This is a genomic window from Bartonella sp. HY406 (genome assembly GCF_025449315.1).
GTDB lineage: Bacteria > Pseudomonadota > Alphaproteobacteria > Rhizobiales > Rhizobiaceae > HY038.
Genome location: NZ_CP104893.1, coordinates 1161747 through 1178258, shown reverse-complemented (window position 1 = coordinate 1178258; position 16512 = coordinate 1161747). Strand labels below are relative to the sequence as shown.

At 41.4% G+C, this 16512-nt stretch carries 17 protein-coding genes; 10 read left to right on the top strand and 7 right to left on the bottom strand.

Annotation, left to right across the window (positions count from 1 at the left end; all coding sequences use genetic code 11):
* Nucleotides 1–6: 6 nt before the first annotated feature.
* The 7 genes from tatC to N6B01_RS04925 all read right to left on the bottom strand — a co-directional run bounded on the left by tatC (nucleotide 7) and on the right by N6B01_RS04925 (nucleotide 6799).
* On the bottom strand, nucleotides 7–843 hold the full coding sequence (gene tatC / locus N6B01_RS04955; RefSeq protein WP_182419193.1) for a twin-arginine translocase subunit TatC: 837 nt from the start codon (nucleotides 841–843) through the stop codon (nucleotides 7–9).
* On the bottom strand, nucleotides 836–1507 hold the full coding sequence (gene tatB, locus N6B01_RS04950; RefSeq protein ID WP_262080192.1) for a Sec-independent protein translocase protein TatB: 672 nt from the start codon (nucleotides 1505–1507) through the stop codon (nucleotides 836–838). Before tatB ends, tatC begins: the two co-directional genes overlap by 8 nt.
* Nucleotides 1508–1670: 163 nt before the next feature.
* Nucleotides 1671–1904 carry a twin-arginine translocase TatA/TatE family subunit gene (locus N6B01_RS04945; RefSeq protein ID WP_182419191.1) on the bottom strand — a complete coding sequence of 78 codons (234 nt, stop codon included), beginning with the start codon at nucleotides 1902–1904 and terminating at the stop codon, nucleotides 1671–1673.
* Between the two features lie 129 nt (nucleotides 1905–2033).
* Nucleotides 2034–2705, bottom strand: coding sequence for an SMC-Scp complex subunit ScpB (gene scpB, locus N6B01_RS04940; protein ID WP_262080191.1), 672 nt, complete (start codon nucleotides 2703–2705; stop codon nucleotides 2034–2036).
* Nucleotides 2698–3504, bottom strand: coding sequence for a segregation and condensation protein A (locus N6B01_RS04935; protein WP_262080581.1), 807 nt, complete (start codon nucleotides 3502–3504; stop codon nucleotides 2698–2700). The genes scpB and N6B01_RS04935 overlap by 8 nt, the downstream gene beginning before the upstream one ends.
* Nucleotides 3505–3592: 88 nt before the next feature.
* On the bottom strand, nucleotides 3593–4618 hold the full coding sequence (gene nagZ, locus N6B01_RS04930; RefSeq protein ID WP_262080190.1) for a beta-N-acetylhexosaminidase: 1026 nt from the start codon (nucleotides 4616–4618) through the stop codon (nucleotides 3593–3595).
* 90 nt (nucleotides 4619–4708) lie between these two features.
* Nucleotides 4709–6799: a molybdopterin oxidoreductase family protein gene (locus N6B01_RS04925; protein WP_262080189.1), complete on the bottom strand. Its 2091-nt coding sequence runs from the start codon at nucleotides 6797–6799 to the stop codon at nucleotides 4709–4711.
* Between the two features lie 268 nt (nucleotides 6800–7067).
* Between N6B01_RS04925 and N6B01_RS04920 the strand changes: the two genes are divergently transcribed.
* The 10 genes from N6B01_RS04920 (at nucleotide 7068) to N6B01_RS04875 (ending at nucleotide 16465) form a co-directional block, all read left to right on the top strand.
* Nucleotides 7068–7772 (top strand): L,D-transpeptidase, encoded by a 705-nt coding sequence (locus N6B01_RS04920; RefSeq protein WP_182419187.1) that lies wholly within the window; start codon nucleotides 7068–7070, stop codon nucleotides 7770–7772.
* Nucleotides 7773–7986: 214 nt separating this feature from the next.
* The gene (nhaA, locus tag N6B01_RS04915; protein ID WP_262080188.1) at nucleotides 7987–9264 is read left to right on the top strand and encodes a Na+/H+ antiporter NhaA; all 1278 of its coding nucleotides are present in this window, start codon (nucleotides 7987–7989) and stop codon (nucleotides 9262–9264) included.
* A 230-nt stretch (nucleotides 9265–9494) separates the two neighbouring features.
* Nucleotides 9495–10172, top strand: a complete 678-nt coding sequence (locus N6B01_RS04910) for a tetratricopeptide repeat protein (protein ID WP_262080187.1) — start codon at nucleotides 9495–9497, stop codon at nucleotides 10170–10172.
* Nucleotides 10173–10175: 3 nt separating this feature from the next.
* Nucleotides 10176–11606, top strand: a complete 1431-nt coding sequence (der, locus tag N6B01_RS04905; protein WP_262080185.1) for a ribosome biogenesis GTPase Der — start codon at nucleotides 10176–10178, stop codon at nucleotides 11604–11606.
* A 540-nt stretch (nucleotides 11607–12146) separates the two neighbouring features.
* Nucleotides 12147–13427 (top strand): cell wall hydrolase, encoded by a 1281-nt coding sequence (locus tag N6B01_RS15220; RefSeq protein ID WP_410007234.1) that lies wholly within the window; start codon nucleotides 12147–12149, stop codon nucleotides 13425–13427.
* A gap of 401 nt (nucleotides 13428–13828) precedes the next feature.
* The gene (locus N6B01_RS04895) at nucleotides 13829–14209 is read left to right on the top strand and encodes an AtpZ/AtpI family protein (RefSeq protein WP_262080184.1); all 381 of its coding nucleotides are present in this window, start codon (nucleotides 13829–13831) and stop codon (nucleotides 14207–14209) included.
* A gap of 24 nt (nucleotides 14210–14233) precedes the next feature.
* On the top strand, nucleotides 14234–14992 hold the full coding sequence (locus N6B01_RS04890; RefSeq protein ID WP_182419654.1) for a F0F1 ATP synthase subunit A: 759 nt from the start codon (nucleotides 14234–14236) through the stop codon (nucleotides 14990–14992).
* 74 nt (nucleotides 14993–15066) lie between these two features.
* On the top strand, nucleotides 15067–15291 hold the full coding sequence (locus tag N6B01_RS04885; protein ID WP_182419182.1) for a F0F1 ATP synthase subunit C: 225 nt from the start codon (nucleotides 15067–15069) through the stop codon (nucleotides 15289–15291).
* Nucleotides 15292–15412: 121 nt separating this feature from the next.
* Nucleotides 15413–15973 (top strand): F0F1 ATP synthase subunit B, encoded by a 561-nt coding sequence (locus tag N6B01_RS04880; protein ID WP_182419181.1) that lies wholly within the window; start codon nucleotides 15413–15415, stop codon nucleotides 15971–15973.
* 12 nt (nucleotides 15974–15985) lie between these two features.
* Nucleotides 15986–16465, top strand: a complete 480-nt coding sequence (locus N6B01_RS04875) for a F0F1 ATP synthase subunit B (protein ID WP_182419180.1) — start codon at nucleotides 15986–15988, stop codon at nucleotides 16463–16465.
* Nucleotides 16466–16512: the final 47 nt, after the last annotated feature.

The window sequence follows — 16512 nt, the reverse complement described above, 5'->3', positions numbered from 1 at the left end:
ATTCAATTAAGCACTACTATCGTTGTCTGCTTTTCGTCCTCGTTCAATCATGCGTGCAATAATAATCGATATTTCGTAAAGGAGCACCATTGGAAGTGCAAGTGTAATATGACTCAATACATCGGGCGGAGCGACAATAGCCGCAACAACGAACATAGCAACGATTGCATAACGGCGCTTACTGGCAAGCCCTTGCGCTGATAATATACCAACTTTCACCAGTAGACTTGTGACAATTGGCATTTGGAATATTAAACCAAAAACCAACACAAAAGAAATCACCCGTCTCAAATATTCTGATACCTTGTTCAACAAAACAATCTTAGCGGCACCATGCAAATCACCGCCCGCCGGCGCTACTTGCTGCATAGACAGTGCAAGCCAACTTACCATCGGCGTTGCAAGATAATAAGCGACCGCTGCGCCGACCAAAAACAATAAGGGACCAGCTATTAAAAATGGTAAAAATGCATTGCGCTCATTTTTATAAAGACCAGGCGCAATAAAACGATAAAGCTGTATAGCAATGACAGGAAAGGCAATAACCACACCACCAAAAGCGGCAATTTTAATCTTTGCAAAAACAAATTCAAATAAATCAGTATATATCAAGGTCAAGTTAGCAGGGTCATCACCATGCCAAACCATCGCCCATTGCATCGGGCGGACAATAAAATTAAAAATATCGACAGCAAAAGCAAAGCATAAAACAAAAGCAACCATGAAAGCTGCAATGCACCAAATCAATCTTGAGCGCAGCTCATTCAAGTGATCCATTAAGGGTGCAGCACTATCATCCATATCTTCTGTTTTATCTGCTGCTATTTTTTTACTCTCACTCATCGGAACTTTGCGCCCCATTCTTATTATTGATTATCTGACCCAATGGCACCGACTTTACGGATCGCTCGACATAATAGGCGGCTTTTTTTCCATGACTATTGCGTGAAAAACGCCCGCTATTGTGCTTCAAACGATGCTTACGCACCGGACGCTTCATTTCAAAGCTCGCATGATGTTTTACAACCTTGCCTTTACGTCGCGATGAAGCATCAAATACGTAATGATCTTGCTGATTTACACTTTGTGGCTTATCGCTCATCAGATAATTATCGTCACCTTGGTAATTTGCCGGTGGCAATAAATTGCGACTATCCAAAATTGCTTGATCTTCAAGGGAGGGAGACGCAATACCTTTTAATGCATCACTCGTTTGGCTTAGTGATTGTTTCACATCTTTGGCAGCATCACGAAATGGATCAAATACCTGCGTAAGACTACGTCTTGGATCAAGATTACGAACCTCATCAAGCGCTGATTTTACATCATCAAGCTCTGCCTCTTTCATTGCATCATCAAATTGTTGACGAAACTCTGCTGCAGTACTACGCATTTTTGCAGTTGCTTTCCCAAAGGAACGCATCACCTTTGGCAAATCTTTTGGTCCAATTACAATTATTGCCACAATAGCAATAACTAAAAATTCAGACCAACCAATTCCAAACATCAACAACCCTCATGCAGCAATAAAATATTATTCAGCTATAACCACTTAATAAAATTACTTATATTAGTGAATACAACTAAATAGTAAAGATGACCAAATATTCCAACAGAGCAACATTATATGCAGCATGAATCACAAGCCCAAAAGCTGCAAATTTTTAATATTATGATACTTTATCATCAACCGAAGATTTATTGGTGTCTACCGTCTCACCAGTTTTAGCATCAATCGTTTTTGTAGCAGCTTGCTTCTCATCTTCATCATCCTTCATACCGGACTTGAAATTTTTAATACCTTTTGCCACATCACCCATCAAATTAGGAATTTTAGCACTGCCAAACAATAACAGCACAATTACTAAAACAACAATCCAATGCCAAATAGAACCGAAACCCATTTGCGTCAATTTCCTTATTTCAACAATTCAACTTTAACACTTTAGAAGCTTTTTATCCAAGTTTCAAACGCTACTATTCAAATTTGTTAATTTTATTAGCCTATATCAATAGTAATTGATCTAAAAAGCTTATTCCATATCTTTAGGCGGTAAAAGCCCAAGCTGCTCCAAGTCAATATCCTCGTAAGGGTCCTCTTCAAGACTCAATTCATCTTCATGAACGGATGGAATCGGTATCGTGAAGTTTTCAGGCAAACGCGAGGATAATAGCCCCGCCCCTTTTAACTCCTCCATACCCGGCAAATCGCCAATATCGGGCAAGGTGAAGTGATCAAGAAAATCTTGGGTTGTACCATAAGTGACGGGTCTACCGGGTGTTCGTCTTCGACCACGAATTTTTATCCAACCGGTCTCCATCAAAACATCAAGTGTTCCTTTTGAGGTTTCAACGCCGCGTATATCCTCAAGTTCCGCACGCGTTACCGGCTGATGATAAGCGATAATTGCCAACACTTCTAGGGCTGCACGTGACAGCTTTCGCGCTGTTTGTTCTTCCTTAGATAACAAAAAGCTTAAATCAGGAGCAGTACGAAAAGCAAATGCATTACCAACAAGGCACAAATTAACACCGCGACCACTATAGATTTCAGTTAGCTCGTTAATTATAGAATCAATATTGCTATTTTTTGGTAATCGCTCCGCCAAAGCATTGCGCGAGACGGGCTCGGATGACGCAAAAAGAATTGCCTCCACCATCCGTAACAGCAAAGGCGAACTGTCAAATTTGGGCTTTTCAACCATTGCTAAGCTGTTCCCTATCTTCATCTCTACTCTCTTGTTTAACACGCATATAAAGCGGTAAAAAAGCCCCACTTTGCCGCAGCTCTACCTGCCCTTCACGCACCATTTCAAGACTTGCTGCAAAAGCACTGGCAATTGCTGTCTTACGCTCTTTGTCATCACTGATAAAACGAAGCAAATATTGATCAAGCGCCAACCAATCATGTGAAAGATCACCCACCATACGGCTTAAAATTTGCCGAGCATATTTAAGTGGCCAAACCTTACGGTTGCCAACTTCAACGTGACTGACCGCTTGTCGCTGCCTTATTCCGGTATAGGCCGTTAACAACTCATACAGTGTCGTATTGAAACGATTTTTTCGCTCAACCACAACCATTTCCGGCGCGCCACGTTTAAAAACATCACGCCCCAAACGATTGCGATTAATCAATTTACCAGCAGCATCGCGCATTGCTTCTAAACGCCGCAAGCGAAATTGCAACATTTCCGCCATTTCTTCACCACTTGCTTCTTGCTCCCCTTGTTTTTTAGGAACCAATAACCGTGACTTTAAATAAGCAAGCCAAGCAGCCATAACCAGATAATCAGCCGCCAACTCCAATCTTACCTGTTGCGCTTGTTTGATAAACTGTAAATACTGATCAACCAGCGCGACAATTGAAATACGGGTTAAATCAACTTTTTGCGTGCGCGAAAGATGCAAGAGAAGATCCATTGGCCCCTCAAAGCCTTGGACATCCACCACCAATTCCGGCTCACTCACACCGCGCGTTTCATCATCCCACCATTCGCTCATGGGAGGTGCATCAGATTGCGGTGTTTTTCCAGCTAAAGCCAAATAACAAATATTCCTTATAGCCTATTGATTAAACGACATAAAATAATTAAAAATTTAGCGTTTCTGGAAAAAAATTGGTAAATTCTTGCCGTAGCTCTTTTTCATCCGCTGCTATCGTATTTACAACAAAGCTTTCGGCAAAAGCAGCTCTTCGCGCGGCTTTTCCCTGTAAATATGGGCTATTTTCAGCAACTTCCAACATTTCTCTAAAATTACCATTACAATGCAGAGCCACATCACACCCAGCTATAAATGCTTGCTGAGCTAAATCACCTATCGTTCCAGATAGTGCTTTCATGGATAAATCGTCGGTCATTAACAAGCCATCAAAGCCGATATCGCCGCGAATAATATCAGAAATAACTTTTGATGATAGGGTGGCAGATTGTTCTTGATCAATTGCCTCATAGACAACATGGGCTGTCATTGCCGTCGGCAAATGCGCTAATTGCTTAAATGGAATAAAATCTGATTGGTTTAATTCATCAATATCGGCTTCTACCCGCGCTAAAGCCAAATGCGTATCACACATGGCGCGACCATGGCCAGGTATATGCTTCATAACCGGTAAAATACCACCATCAATAAGCCCTTGCGCTGCAGCTTTACCCATTGCAGTGACAATTTCAGGCTTATGGCCATAAGCACGCGAACCAATAACATCATGACTGCCAGCAACCGGCACATCTAAAAGCGGCAAACAATCAGCATTAATCCCATATTTTTTTAAATCAAAAGCATGAAGCCGCGACATTAGCCAAGCTGCGCGTAAGCCCTGATCTTGATCTTTATTGTAAATATCACCAAGAGCTGCTGCCGTTGGATAATTAGGGGCGAGTGGTGGACGTAGACGCTGAACTCTTCCGCCTTCTTGATCTATAAAAATCAAAGCATTTTCATTATTAGATGTAAGTCTTATATCATCAGTAAGTGCAGATAATTGATCGCTATTGTCAATATTGCGTGCAAATAGAATAAATCCCCATGGCTTATGCTCTTTAATAAAGGCACGCTCTTGATCATTTAATGACAGACCTGCAACGCCGGTGATAAATGCTTTACAATTTTCCATCTAATATTCCTTTGGCACAAGCCCAATGCTGATTCATTAAAACTGCATAAATGCCGTTATGTTGATTGAGATTCTATTAATCCAAAAATTTTAATTTGCTAATTTTTTAACCCACACACTAATATCATGAACCGCTAAACCACCATTAGGTGCAGGTGACTGTGCGCCTGTTAAAGTATTTATGCCCTCGCCATCAATAAATGCACTATTGGGAAAAATACCAGGAGATATAAGCACTCCGCGTTGCACCCCAGCAAAAATCTTAGCATGCAGCCTCACGTCCCCACGTGCATTACCGATTGCAACAATATCTCCATCTTCAATATCTAGCGCTTTGGCATCATCTGGATGAATATAGAGTTCCGGCCGCCTCTCTTTTTGCAATGATGTTGGCGTTTCAGCAAAAGTAGAATTTAAAAAATTATGCGCGGGCGATGTTGCCAACCGAAATGGGCAATCTTCACTGGCTTGCTCAAGGTTATCCCATTGATCTGGAAATTGCGGCATTTCTTGCCAATTTCCCTGATACCCCATTGAAGCTGGCGGACGGTTAGGAAAATGCTCATCAAGCCAATTTACTTTAAAGTGAAAGCGTTTATCAACCCAACCAAAGCCATTGATAAAATGCGCTTCATCAAAAGATGGCTGCACATCATACCAGCGTTTTTCCTTCAACTCCTCAAAACCACCAAAACCACTTTTAACCAATAAATCATCAATCAATGTTTTTTCGTCAAAATCAAACCCTTTAAAACCAAGGCGCTGTGCAAGTTGGTTAATGACAAATAAATTAGGTTTTGGCCCTAAAGGTGGCTCAATCAATTTTGGTCCAAGAATGATATGTTGATGACCACCACCACAATAAATATCATCATGCTCGACAAACATAGTTGCAGGTAAAACAATATCAGCAAGCTTTGCGGTATCGGTCATAAATTGTTCATGCACAACAGTAAAAAGATCATCTCGCATAAAACCTTGCCGAATAAGGCGTTGTTCAGGAGCGACATTAACCGGATTGGTATTTTGAATAAAGAGCACGTTGACTGGAGGGCCACCATAAAGCGTATCTTTATCCCCACAAAGGATGCGACCGATTTTTGATTGATCGAGGCTGCGAATAGTAGGGTCCGCCAATTTTTTTCCAGTAATCTCATCACGATTTAATACATAAATATCAGAGTTTGAAAAAAATGCCCCTCCTCCTTCATATTGCCAAGAGCCAAGTACAGCAGGAATAGAGAGCGCCGCATGCATAGCAACAGCGCCATTGCGTTGACGGGTAAAGCCAAAACCAAGGCGAAAGAAACAGCGCTTGGTCTCACCAATCAGCTTGGCAAATTCTTCAATTTCCGCAACCCTCAAACCAGTAATTTTGGCAGCCCATAATGGATCCTTATTAACAACGTGAGCCGCAAGTCCAAAAGGATCATCCGTATAGGCTTTCATATAGGCGTAATCTGCATAACCATCACGAAAAAGCACATGCATCACCGCACAAGCAAGTGCCGCATCGGTTCCAGGCTTTAAGATGAGTCCAATATCAGCTTGTTTTACCGTTGCTGTTTCAAAAACATCAATCGCAACAATCTTTGCTCCACGCTCTTTACGCGCGCGCACTGCATGGGTCATCACATTAACTTGCGTAGCTGCAGCATTGGTGCCCCAAATAACAATACAATCGGATTTTTCCATTTCACGCGGATCAACACCTGCAATACGCCCTGCCCCAGCAAAATAACCGGTCACCGCAGTATTGGTACAAAAAGTAGAAAACTGCTTGGAAAAATTTCCTGCAAACCGCAACCGATTAATCGAATCACGCTGCACCAAGCCCATTGTGCCCGCAAAGTAATAAGGCCAAACCGTTTGCGACCCAAAAAGTTCAACTTGCTCAGTTAGTTTTTCTGCAATACTATCTAGCGCTTCATCCCACCCAATAGCTTGCCATTGCCCCGCACCTTTTTTACCGATACGTTTTAAAGGCGTTAATAAGCGCTCGCTATGATGGACACGCTCAGCATAACGGGCAACCTTGGCACAAACTACCCCGGCAGTATAACTGTTATCTTTCGATCCTCTTACCCGACCAATACGATTATCTGCCAATAATTCTATATCTAAGGCGCATGTCGAGGGGCAATCATGAGGACATGCCGAATGTCCTATACGCAAATTCATTTGAAAATTGCCTCTCTTAAAACCAATAAAATTGATAACTTAGGCGTTATAAATCACAAGCAATATTTTGATAATAACCAAGCTATTACCAATAAATAAGCATAATAACGTGAAACTTTTTGTGATCATACACGTTTATCTCAAATGATTAAGAATTTTTTTCATAATTATCTATAAAGGTAATCGCCAACAAGTTAATGACAAATTCTTAAATTAGCCAAATTCACAATTATGCAAAACAATTTCTATCCGAATCAAGGTCGAAGTAATGTCAGGTAAATTGAGCCGAAGAATATTTATGCTTTCTGCACCGCTTGCATTAGGTGCATGTAGTGCAACAGGACGCCGCATTGCTGATGCAACCCCAGTGCCAGCAAAAAAAATTAATCCCTATTATCTTGAAATGTATGGTGCAATTGACAGTGAACCTTACCCTGTCAAAGCTTCAGATATCAGTAAAATAGACCCAATCTATTGGCGCCAAATTGTTGCTTATCCAAGTTCATATACGCCAGGCACTTTAGTGGTCGATCTTAATAATTATTTTTGCTATTTTGTCATGGAAGACGATCAAGCTATCCGTTATGGGGTTGGCATTGCCGAAAATAATACCCTAAACTTTAGCGGCGATGCGATTATCGGTCGTAAAGCAATGTGGCCATCTTGGACACCAACTCCTAGCATGATGAGAAGATTGCCGGAGCGTTATGGACATCTTGGCGGCGGCATGGCACCTGGCCCACAAAATCCATTAGGCCCTCGGGCGCTTTATCTTTACCGTAATGGTCGTGATACTTTGTTCCGTTTGCATGGAACCACGGAAGAATGGAGTATTGGTAAAAACGTATCTTCTGGCTGCATCCGTTTTCTATTTCAAGATATCATCGATCTTTACAACCGCGTTACCGTGGGTAGTAAAGTTGTCGTTATTCCTCGCACTACAGATCACCAACAAGTCGCGCAACAAATCTAGCTCAAAAGCCTAGCCGAACGCATTAGACTTTAAACTAGCCATGGGAAGAAGTTCTTTCCCATGGTTGAAATGATAGAATTCAATTTACTTTCTCATATGAGAAACGGTTGAATAAACGAAAAAACATCTTATAATAAATGCAAGGGTGTCAATTAGAATAATCTATTGGCAGGAATGTTCTTGGTCGGGCCGCTGAGAGCGCGGAGCTTTACTTATGGACCACCAAGACCAACCATTGAAATCTGTGACAACACCCCATTTCATTGCCAAAATTTATTTTTGCATTTTAATTCAAATAAAAAAGCTTATGCACTTGGAAGCTTTTGCAGGTGTCCTTTTAATTGCTGCCGCAGCTATTGCGCTATTTTGGGCCAATTCATCTTTTTATACAACCTATGTTGGTTTTTGGCATACAAAACTTGGTATTTCATTAGGCAAATTTTCTTTAAATTGGGATCTACATTTTTGGGTCAATGATGTCTTGATGACATTTTTCTTTCTTATTGCTGGTCTTGAAATCAGAAAAGAAATCCATAATGGCGCACTTTCAAGCATTAAACAAGCAACACTACCAATTATTGCAGCCCTTGGCGGCGTTTTAGTACCAGCTCTCATCTATATGCTGTTTAACACAGATCCAATTAGCCATCACGGTTGGGCAGTTCCAACCGCTACAGATATCGCCTTTGCTGTTGGTATTCTAGCACTCCTAGGGCGTTCCTTGCCGAGCAATATTCGCGTAGTTCTGCTTTCACTGGCGATTATTGATGATATTATCGCCGTACTTATTATTGCAGTTTTCTATTCCAATGGCATTGACGCTTCAGCACTGCTAATTGCTGTTGCAGCTATTGGTCTTATCTATATTTTTCATTTCTTTGGTATTTCATCAGCTTTTGCTTACGCATTGCCAGCAAGTGTGCTTTGGTTTGGCCTCTGGAAAACCGGTATACACCCCTCTCTCGCGGGTGTTATTCTTGGTCTTTTAACGCCAATTATTTACCAACCTTTACAGCTTGGTAAAGACAATAAGCCCTACAAAGCCTTGATAAATCCGCTTGCGATTGTTGAAAAGCATCTTCATCCTTGGGTTGCGTTTTTCATTATGCCGGTTTTTGCGCTTGCCAATGCAGGAATTTACCTTGGCGATATCAATCTTTCCGCTAATGGCACATTCGGGATAACTATGGGAGTCATGGCAGGCCTTATAATTGGCAAGCCGCTTGGCATTATTTTAACCAGTTTTATCGCAGTTAAATTGGGTGCTTGCCGCCTGCCCCCACAAGTTGACTGGCGCGCCATGATATTAGTTGGTTTACTGGCTGGCATCGGCTTTACCATGGCTATTTTTGTTGCCATGTTAGCGTTTAGCAACCCTGAACAATTAGCAAGCGCTAAAATTGGAGTCTTATTGGGTTCAGGACTATCAGCAATTATTGGGCTGATTTATGGTTTTTTATATTTAGGTTACATCAAGCAAAAGCAAAATTAGCATAATGCTTATAAAATCCAGTTCATCACCAAAAGCCAATGCTCGAAAAGAACATTTTTCAAATTTATCGCAATTTTAACAAGCTATCCTTAGAAAAAAGCTTTGATGAAGCGGTGGAATGAGCAAAGTTCGATGAAAAATAATTCAATTGCAAAAAATAGCTTTGCTATTGCCGCATTTATGCTTAAAAGCTATCTTTAATAAGATAAATTACCATAGAGAGTTTTGTAATGGCAGAAGACGACAGCTTTATTCGCGAAGTTAACGAAGAAATTCGTCAAGAAAAAGCACGTGCTTTATGGGGCAAATTTGGTCCAATGATAATTGGCGCGGCTGTCGCCCTTGTGCTTGGCACTGCTGTTTGGCAAGGTTATAGCTATTGGCAAAATAAAAAGGCCGGAACTATCGGCGATGCTATGTTAACAGCCGAAAGCCTTGTCAAAGGCGGTAAAGTTGATGAAGCAATTGCAGCATTAAAGCAGATTGAATCCTCTGATTTTGGCGGCTATCCTTCACTTGCCCAAATGCGTGAAGCGGGGCTAACCTTGGAACAAGGCAACAAACAAGCGGCTGTTGCTATGTTCGATAAAATCGCTCAAAATAGTGATACACCAAGCGCATTAAAAGATATTGCTAGTATTCGCGCAGCTTATATATTAGTTGATACAGCGGATTTTAATGAATTAAGCCAACGTGTTACTGTTTTTGCATCTGATAATAATCCTATGCGGCTATCAGCGCGCGAAATTTTAGGACTTTCGGCATGGAAAGTTGGCAATTTAGCTGAAGCTAAAAACTATTTTGAACAAATTATTAATGACAGTGAGAGTGCTGGCAGCGGCGTAGCAGCCCGAGCTCAACTTATGTTGAGCTTGATCAATAGCCGCACAGAAAGTGCAAAAGGCTAATTTATGGCGCTTACAATCGCTATTATTGGAAGACCCAATGTTGGGAAATCCACTTTATTTAATCGTCTTGTTGGTCAAAAGCTAGCAATTGTAGATGATACACCAGGCGTCACTCGTGACCGCCGGCATCACGCCGCGCGTTTACAAGATTTACGTTTTGACATTATTGATACCGCCGGCCTTGAAGAAGCTGCCAATGACACGCTTGAAGGCAGAATGCGGGCGCAAACACGCGCGGCTATTGAAGAAGCAGATCTTATTCTTTTTGTATTAGATGCAAAAGCTGGCCTTACGCCAGCCGACACAACATTTGCGTCGCTTGTACGCAAATCAGGTAAGCCAATTATTCTTATTGCCAATAAATCCGAAGCAAAGGATGCAAATGGCAATTTTTATGATGCTTGGAAATTAGGCTTTGGTGAACCCTGCCCGATTTCTGCCGAGCATGGTCTTGGCATGTCGGACTTGCGCGATGCCATAGTTGAAGCGGTTGGCTCAGAAAAGGCATTTGAAAAAGAAAAAGAAGAAGAACGCCTCAAAATCGAATCTGCTTCCATTGGTGACGACATTGAAGATCCAGATGCTGAAGAGCCAGAATATGACGATACAAAACCGTTGCGTATCGCCATTGTTGGCCGCCCAAATGCGGGCAAATCGACATTGATTAATACCATGCTTGAGGAAGACCGTTTGTTGACCGGGCCTGAAGCTGGCATCACCCGCGATTCTATTTCAGTGGATTGGGAATGGCGCGGTCGAAAAATCAAACTTCATGACACAGCAGGTTTACGGCGTAAATCTCGTGTGCAAGAAAAGTTGGAAAAGCTTTCGGTTGCCGATACTTTAAGAGCTGTTCGCTTTGCCGAAGTGGTCATTGTTCTTTTTGATGCAACAATTCCTTTTGAAAAGCAGGACTTACAGATTGTTGACCTTATTATACGTGAAGGTCGCGCACCAATTATTGCTTTTAATAAATGGGACTTAATCGAAAACCGGCAGGAAACCTTAACCGAATTACTAGAAAAATGTAGTAGGCTTCTGCCGCAAGTTCGCGGTTTACGGGCTATTCCTATTTCGGGTGAACGCGGCCAAGGCATTGATAAGCTGATGGAAAATGTTGAAATGGTTCACCGTATATGGAACCGGCGCATTTCTACAGCAAAACTTAATCGTTGGCTTGGTGGGATTATTACCCACCATCCACCGCCTGCAGTATCCGGCCGCCGGTTAAAAATTAAATATATGACGCAGATTAAGACAAGACCACCAGGCTTTGTTATATCTTGCTCGCGTCCTGATGCAATGCCACAATCCTATTTACGCTATCTTATCAATAGCCTACGTGAAACGTTTAAGATGCCCGGCGTTCCGATAAGGTTATCAATGCGCAAGCCGGATAATCCTTTTGCAGGACGCGCTAAGAAAAAGCATTAAGCAAACTTCTATAGCCTAGATAAAAAGCGCCATTGCTGAAAAAGCATTGGCGCTTTTTTTGATTTGCCGAACAGTTAGCCTACGAAAAAATGCATTGGCGACTTTCAATATTTTATTGAAATTAGATAAATTAAATTACTTATCTCCTATGTGACCTCAATATTTATAGTTAATATCCATAATTATTTTTTTTAACTAAAAAAACGATATCAATAATTAAATTTAATAAGGCGCAGCATTCTTTTGAACTTTTTACTTAATTAAGACGTCATGCGGCAAAATCTAATAAAAAAACACTCGCTAAATTTTCAAGAAATCCCTCTATTCCCCGCACTTTAACAATCACATACAAAAAATTTATTTTTTTCGAAATTAATTATATACGAACCCGTTAACCAATGTTATTAACCTTTTGTTCGCTCGAACACACATTGTTAACCTTAAATAAATTTTACTATTGCATTCTACCCAAATCATAAGGGTGGAAACATTGTGATTCTATCCCCAACTTATTTTGTCTATTGCGCTGGAGTTTATGCGGTGAGTATTTTTCAAAACTTTTTTGGCCATCAATTGCCTAAGAATCACGTTGAATACCGTCTCACTGCACCTGCAAGTTATCATATGCCAGAGGGACGCTATTATGAAGCACCTTTGATGCTACCTGAAAAGCGCTCACCTACTCGCTACCTTTTTCCACTAATCCTAGGCGCTGGCATTTCAATTATTGGAATGTCCACACTGCAAAAACAAATGACTTCGCCGTTTGTTGCAGCTAATACAACGCTTTTTATCAGCTCCCCCACCGTTACGAAAAATAAAAAAGCAGATCGCGTCTTACAATCAGATAATGTCGCTGAACTAAAGGCTAGTCGGCAGCGCTTTAATGAACAAGTGCGAATATCAGCCACTTTTACCGACACTGCATTTGCTCAGCCCTACAGCATGCAGTCAGGGGAGCTTTCAAGCGATCAACGAATTAATAGCGCCGCAAAACAAGCTTTTATGCCGCGAAAAAGCAATGATTTACGTCTTGTTTTAGCTGACACTCAATTGGATCGCAGTATAAAGCTGCCAACAATCTCTCAGCTAGAACAACAGCATATTGCTCGTCTTGTTCCGCCCGAGAAAGCTAAGGGTCAATTCCAAATTGCACTTGGGATAATTCCAGTGCCTAAACGCAAAGAACTTCCCAAACTCGCAGTTCCTGACATGCTAGCTTCATTGGTTACTAACGATAAGCCTGACATTCTTGCTCTTGGCTACGCGCCAGCCAATGCTGGGACAGCTAAAGAATCTCCTTTTGATTCCATCTTGACTGATGCAGAGAAAACTGCAGGACGTTTTATTCCACCAATTGGTCCTAAAGATCATGCGTGGGCTGCCACACCTTTACCTGCATCTTCATTTACCGCCAAAGAACAAAAATGCCTCGCTGAAGCTGTTTATTTTGAAGCACGAGGCGAGACATTAAAAGGGCAAGCTGCGGTCGCACAAGTTGTCCTTAATCGGGTTAGAAATCCCTCTTATCCAAATACTGTTTGCGGCGTTGTTTATCAAAATGTTAACTGGCGCAATCGATGCCAATTTTCTTTTGCATGTGATGGGAAAAAGCATCTCGTCACAGAAAAGCGCCATTGGCGCATTGCACAAGATATTGCTAAGGCCGTTTCAGCAGGACAAATCTGGTTGCCTGAGGTTGGCTCTTCGACCCATTATCACGCCGTTTACGTACGCCCAAACTGGGCAAGTTCTATGTATAAAATGGAAAAAATTGGATTACACATATTTTACCGAACAAAAAATGGCGGATGGGGTTGATTTCCCTCAAACATCGCAGAACGTGACCAAGATGCCTTTAATCAAACATTTTAAAATATTTGATTAAAGGTATGTATTGCACATTTCTTCAAGATTTTTGATGCCAAGGAATCATTTTTAATATTATTCTACCTCCCAACACCCAATCCATAGATGAGAAACAATCACACAAAAAAGAAAACAAAAAAATTATATGTCTATATTTTGGGCTAGATAATGAAGCCAATTTACTGCATTCAAAAATTTTTTCCCGCTGTTTCTCAAATTACTGCTAAAAAACTATGCTATTCTCTGTGTTAGAGCTACTTTCAAGCCTTGACGAATTGCTCCAGTAACAATATGTTGCGCGCAACCTAAAAGGTTAAAGCTAGTACGTTGCCACTCATTGATAGGGGACATTCATGGCCAAAGGGAATCAGCCTGAAAAGCCACATAGTGATACCATTAGTGAGCATCAACACTCAAACATGACGGATTTGGACGAACGCAAACATCGCCTAGAAGAGGCTTTGATTAAAAAGGGAGCGTTTAAACAACCTGAACCAGAGAAAACACCGCCTAGCTCAAGCTATGCTATAAAGCTTTCAAGCGAATTTTTAGCAGCAATAGTTGTTGGTGTCGTTTTGGGTCTTGGCTTTGATCAATTAATTGGTACAAATCCTTGGGGATTAATTGTTTTTCTCTTTCTTGGATTTGCCGCTGGCGTTATGAATGTTTTACGTTCTGTAGGCATGATAGAGCAAAGCTCTATTGGCAAACAGAAGAACAATAAAGATAATTAGGCCAAAAGGCCGATTTGACTGCTTATTAAGGAGGCAACGTTGGATCCTATTCATCAGTTTCAAATAATAGATCTGATCCATATTAATATCGGTAGTTGGAATTTATCATTTACCAATGTATCCCTTTTTATGGTTATAACTATTGTCGCCTCAGCAGCATTTTTGCTTTTGACCTCATCAAGCCGTGGTCTTGTGCCAACACGCGGTCAATCGGTTTCAGAAATGGCTTACGAATTTGTGGCAAATACCTTGCGCGAATCTGCTGGAACACAAGGCATGCGGTTTTTCCCGCTCGTATTTTCCTTGTTTATGTTCGTATTGGTTGCCAACTTCATTGGTCTTTTCCCTTACTTCTACACTGTTACAACTCAAATTATGATCACTTTTGGTTTGGCGATGCTCGTTATATTGACCGTTGTATTTTACGGTGTATTTAAGCATGGCGTTGGCTTTTTCAAACTTTTCGTTCCTAAAGGTGTACCAGCGGTCATTGTACCAATTGTAACAATCATCGAAGTTATTTCGTTTTTATCACGTCCCATCAGCCTTTCAGTTCGTTTGTTCGCCAATATGTTGGCAGGCCATATTACTTTGAAAGTGTTTGCAGGTTTTTGCGTTGGCTTAGCTGCAATGGGGCCAATTGGTTTTGGCGGCGCTATCTTGCCTTTGGCAATGAATGTCGCTATTACAGCACTTGAATTTTTGGTTGCATTCTTGCAAGCATATGTGTTCACAGTATTGACCTGTATGTATCTCAACGATGCAGTGCATCCTGGTCACTAACCAACCGGCGGTCCACCGCCACATTCCAATATGCGCATAAACCATCAAAAGCGCTTTATTCAAAGGAGAATTTTATGGAAGCGGAAGCAGCAAAATACATCGGCGCCGGTCTAGCCTGTTTTGGTATGGCAGGAACAGCTCTTGGTCTTGGCAACATTTTCGGTAGCTATCTTTCAGGCGCATTGCGCAACCCATCAGCTGCTGACAGCCAGTTCGGCCGTCTTGTATTTGGTTTTGCTGTGACAGAAGCTTTGGGCATTTTCTCATTGCTCGTTGCTCTTATCCTTCTGTTCGCATAATCACATTTTAAAGATGTGCCCTTTAACTCGGGCACATCTTTCAAGCTATAATTCCAGATTATATCAGATTACACTTCGATAAACCGATTAAGGTTTATTGCTTCTATGAAGGATGAATTGGATGTTCGTGTCCTCAGCTTTTGCACAAGGCGTTGAATCCACCGCAGAGCATGCCTCAGCTGGGCATGGTGGCAGCAGTTTCCCTCCCTTTGATTCGACCTATTTTGCATCCCATCTTTTTTGGTTGATCATTTGTTTTGGTCTTTTTTATATTTTTATTGCAAGAATTGCTGTTCCACGCATCGGTTCTGTCATTGAAAATAGACGCGATCGTATCGCATCTGATCTAGATCAAGCCGCCCGTATGAAACAAGATGCAGATGCTGCTGTTAGCGCTTATGAAAAAGAGCTTTCGGAAGCACGCGCAAGAGGCCTTGTTATTGCACAAGCTGCGAATGATGAGGCAAAAGCAAAGGCTGAACGGGAACGTAAAACCGTAGAAGCTGAATTAGAAGAAAAATTAGCTGCTGCAGAAAAGCGCATTGGTGATATTAAAGACCGTGCAATGCAAGATGTTGGCCAAATAGCAGCTGATACAGCGAAACAAATTGTTCAAGATTTTATTGGCAGCGAGGCAACTGCTGATTCTTTAACTAAAGCCGTTAAATCAGTAAGCGAATAAGAGGAGAACATAATGACCGATACTTTTTGGGCTCTTATTGCGCTTGTACTATTTTTGGCGATTTTAGCCTATTTAAAAGTTCCAAGTTGGATTGGCAAAGCCTTAGATGCACGCTCGTTACGCATATCTGAAGAATTGGAAGATGCTCGCCGCTTACGTGAAGATGCACAACAGCTTTTAGCTGAATATCAACGCAAGCGTTCTGAAGCGGAAAAGGAAGCCGCTGACATTATTGCAGTTGCGCAACGCGAAGCAGTTGCACTAACAGAAGATGCACGTCGCAAGACCGAAGAATATGTAGAGCGCCGCAATCGTTTGGCCGAGCAAAAAATTTCTCTTGCTGAAGCCGATGCAATTGCTGCAGTACGTTCCAAAGCTGTTGATATTGCAATCGCAGCTGCCGGAAAAATAATTAGCGAAGAACTAGACAGCAATAAATCAGATAAATTGTTTCATAATTCGCTAGAGCAAGTTAAAACAAAACTTAATTAAGTTTATTTTTCAAAATAAAAAGCCGCCCACTGGGCGGCTTTTTTGAT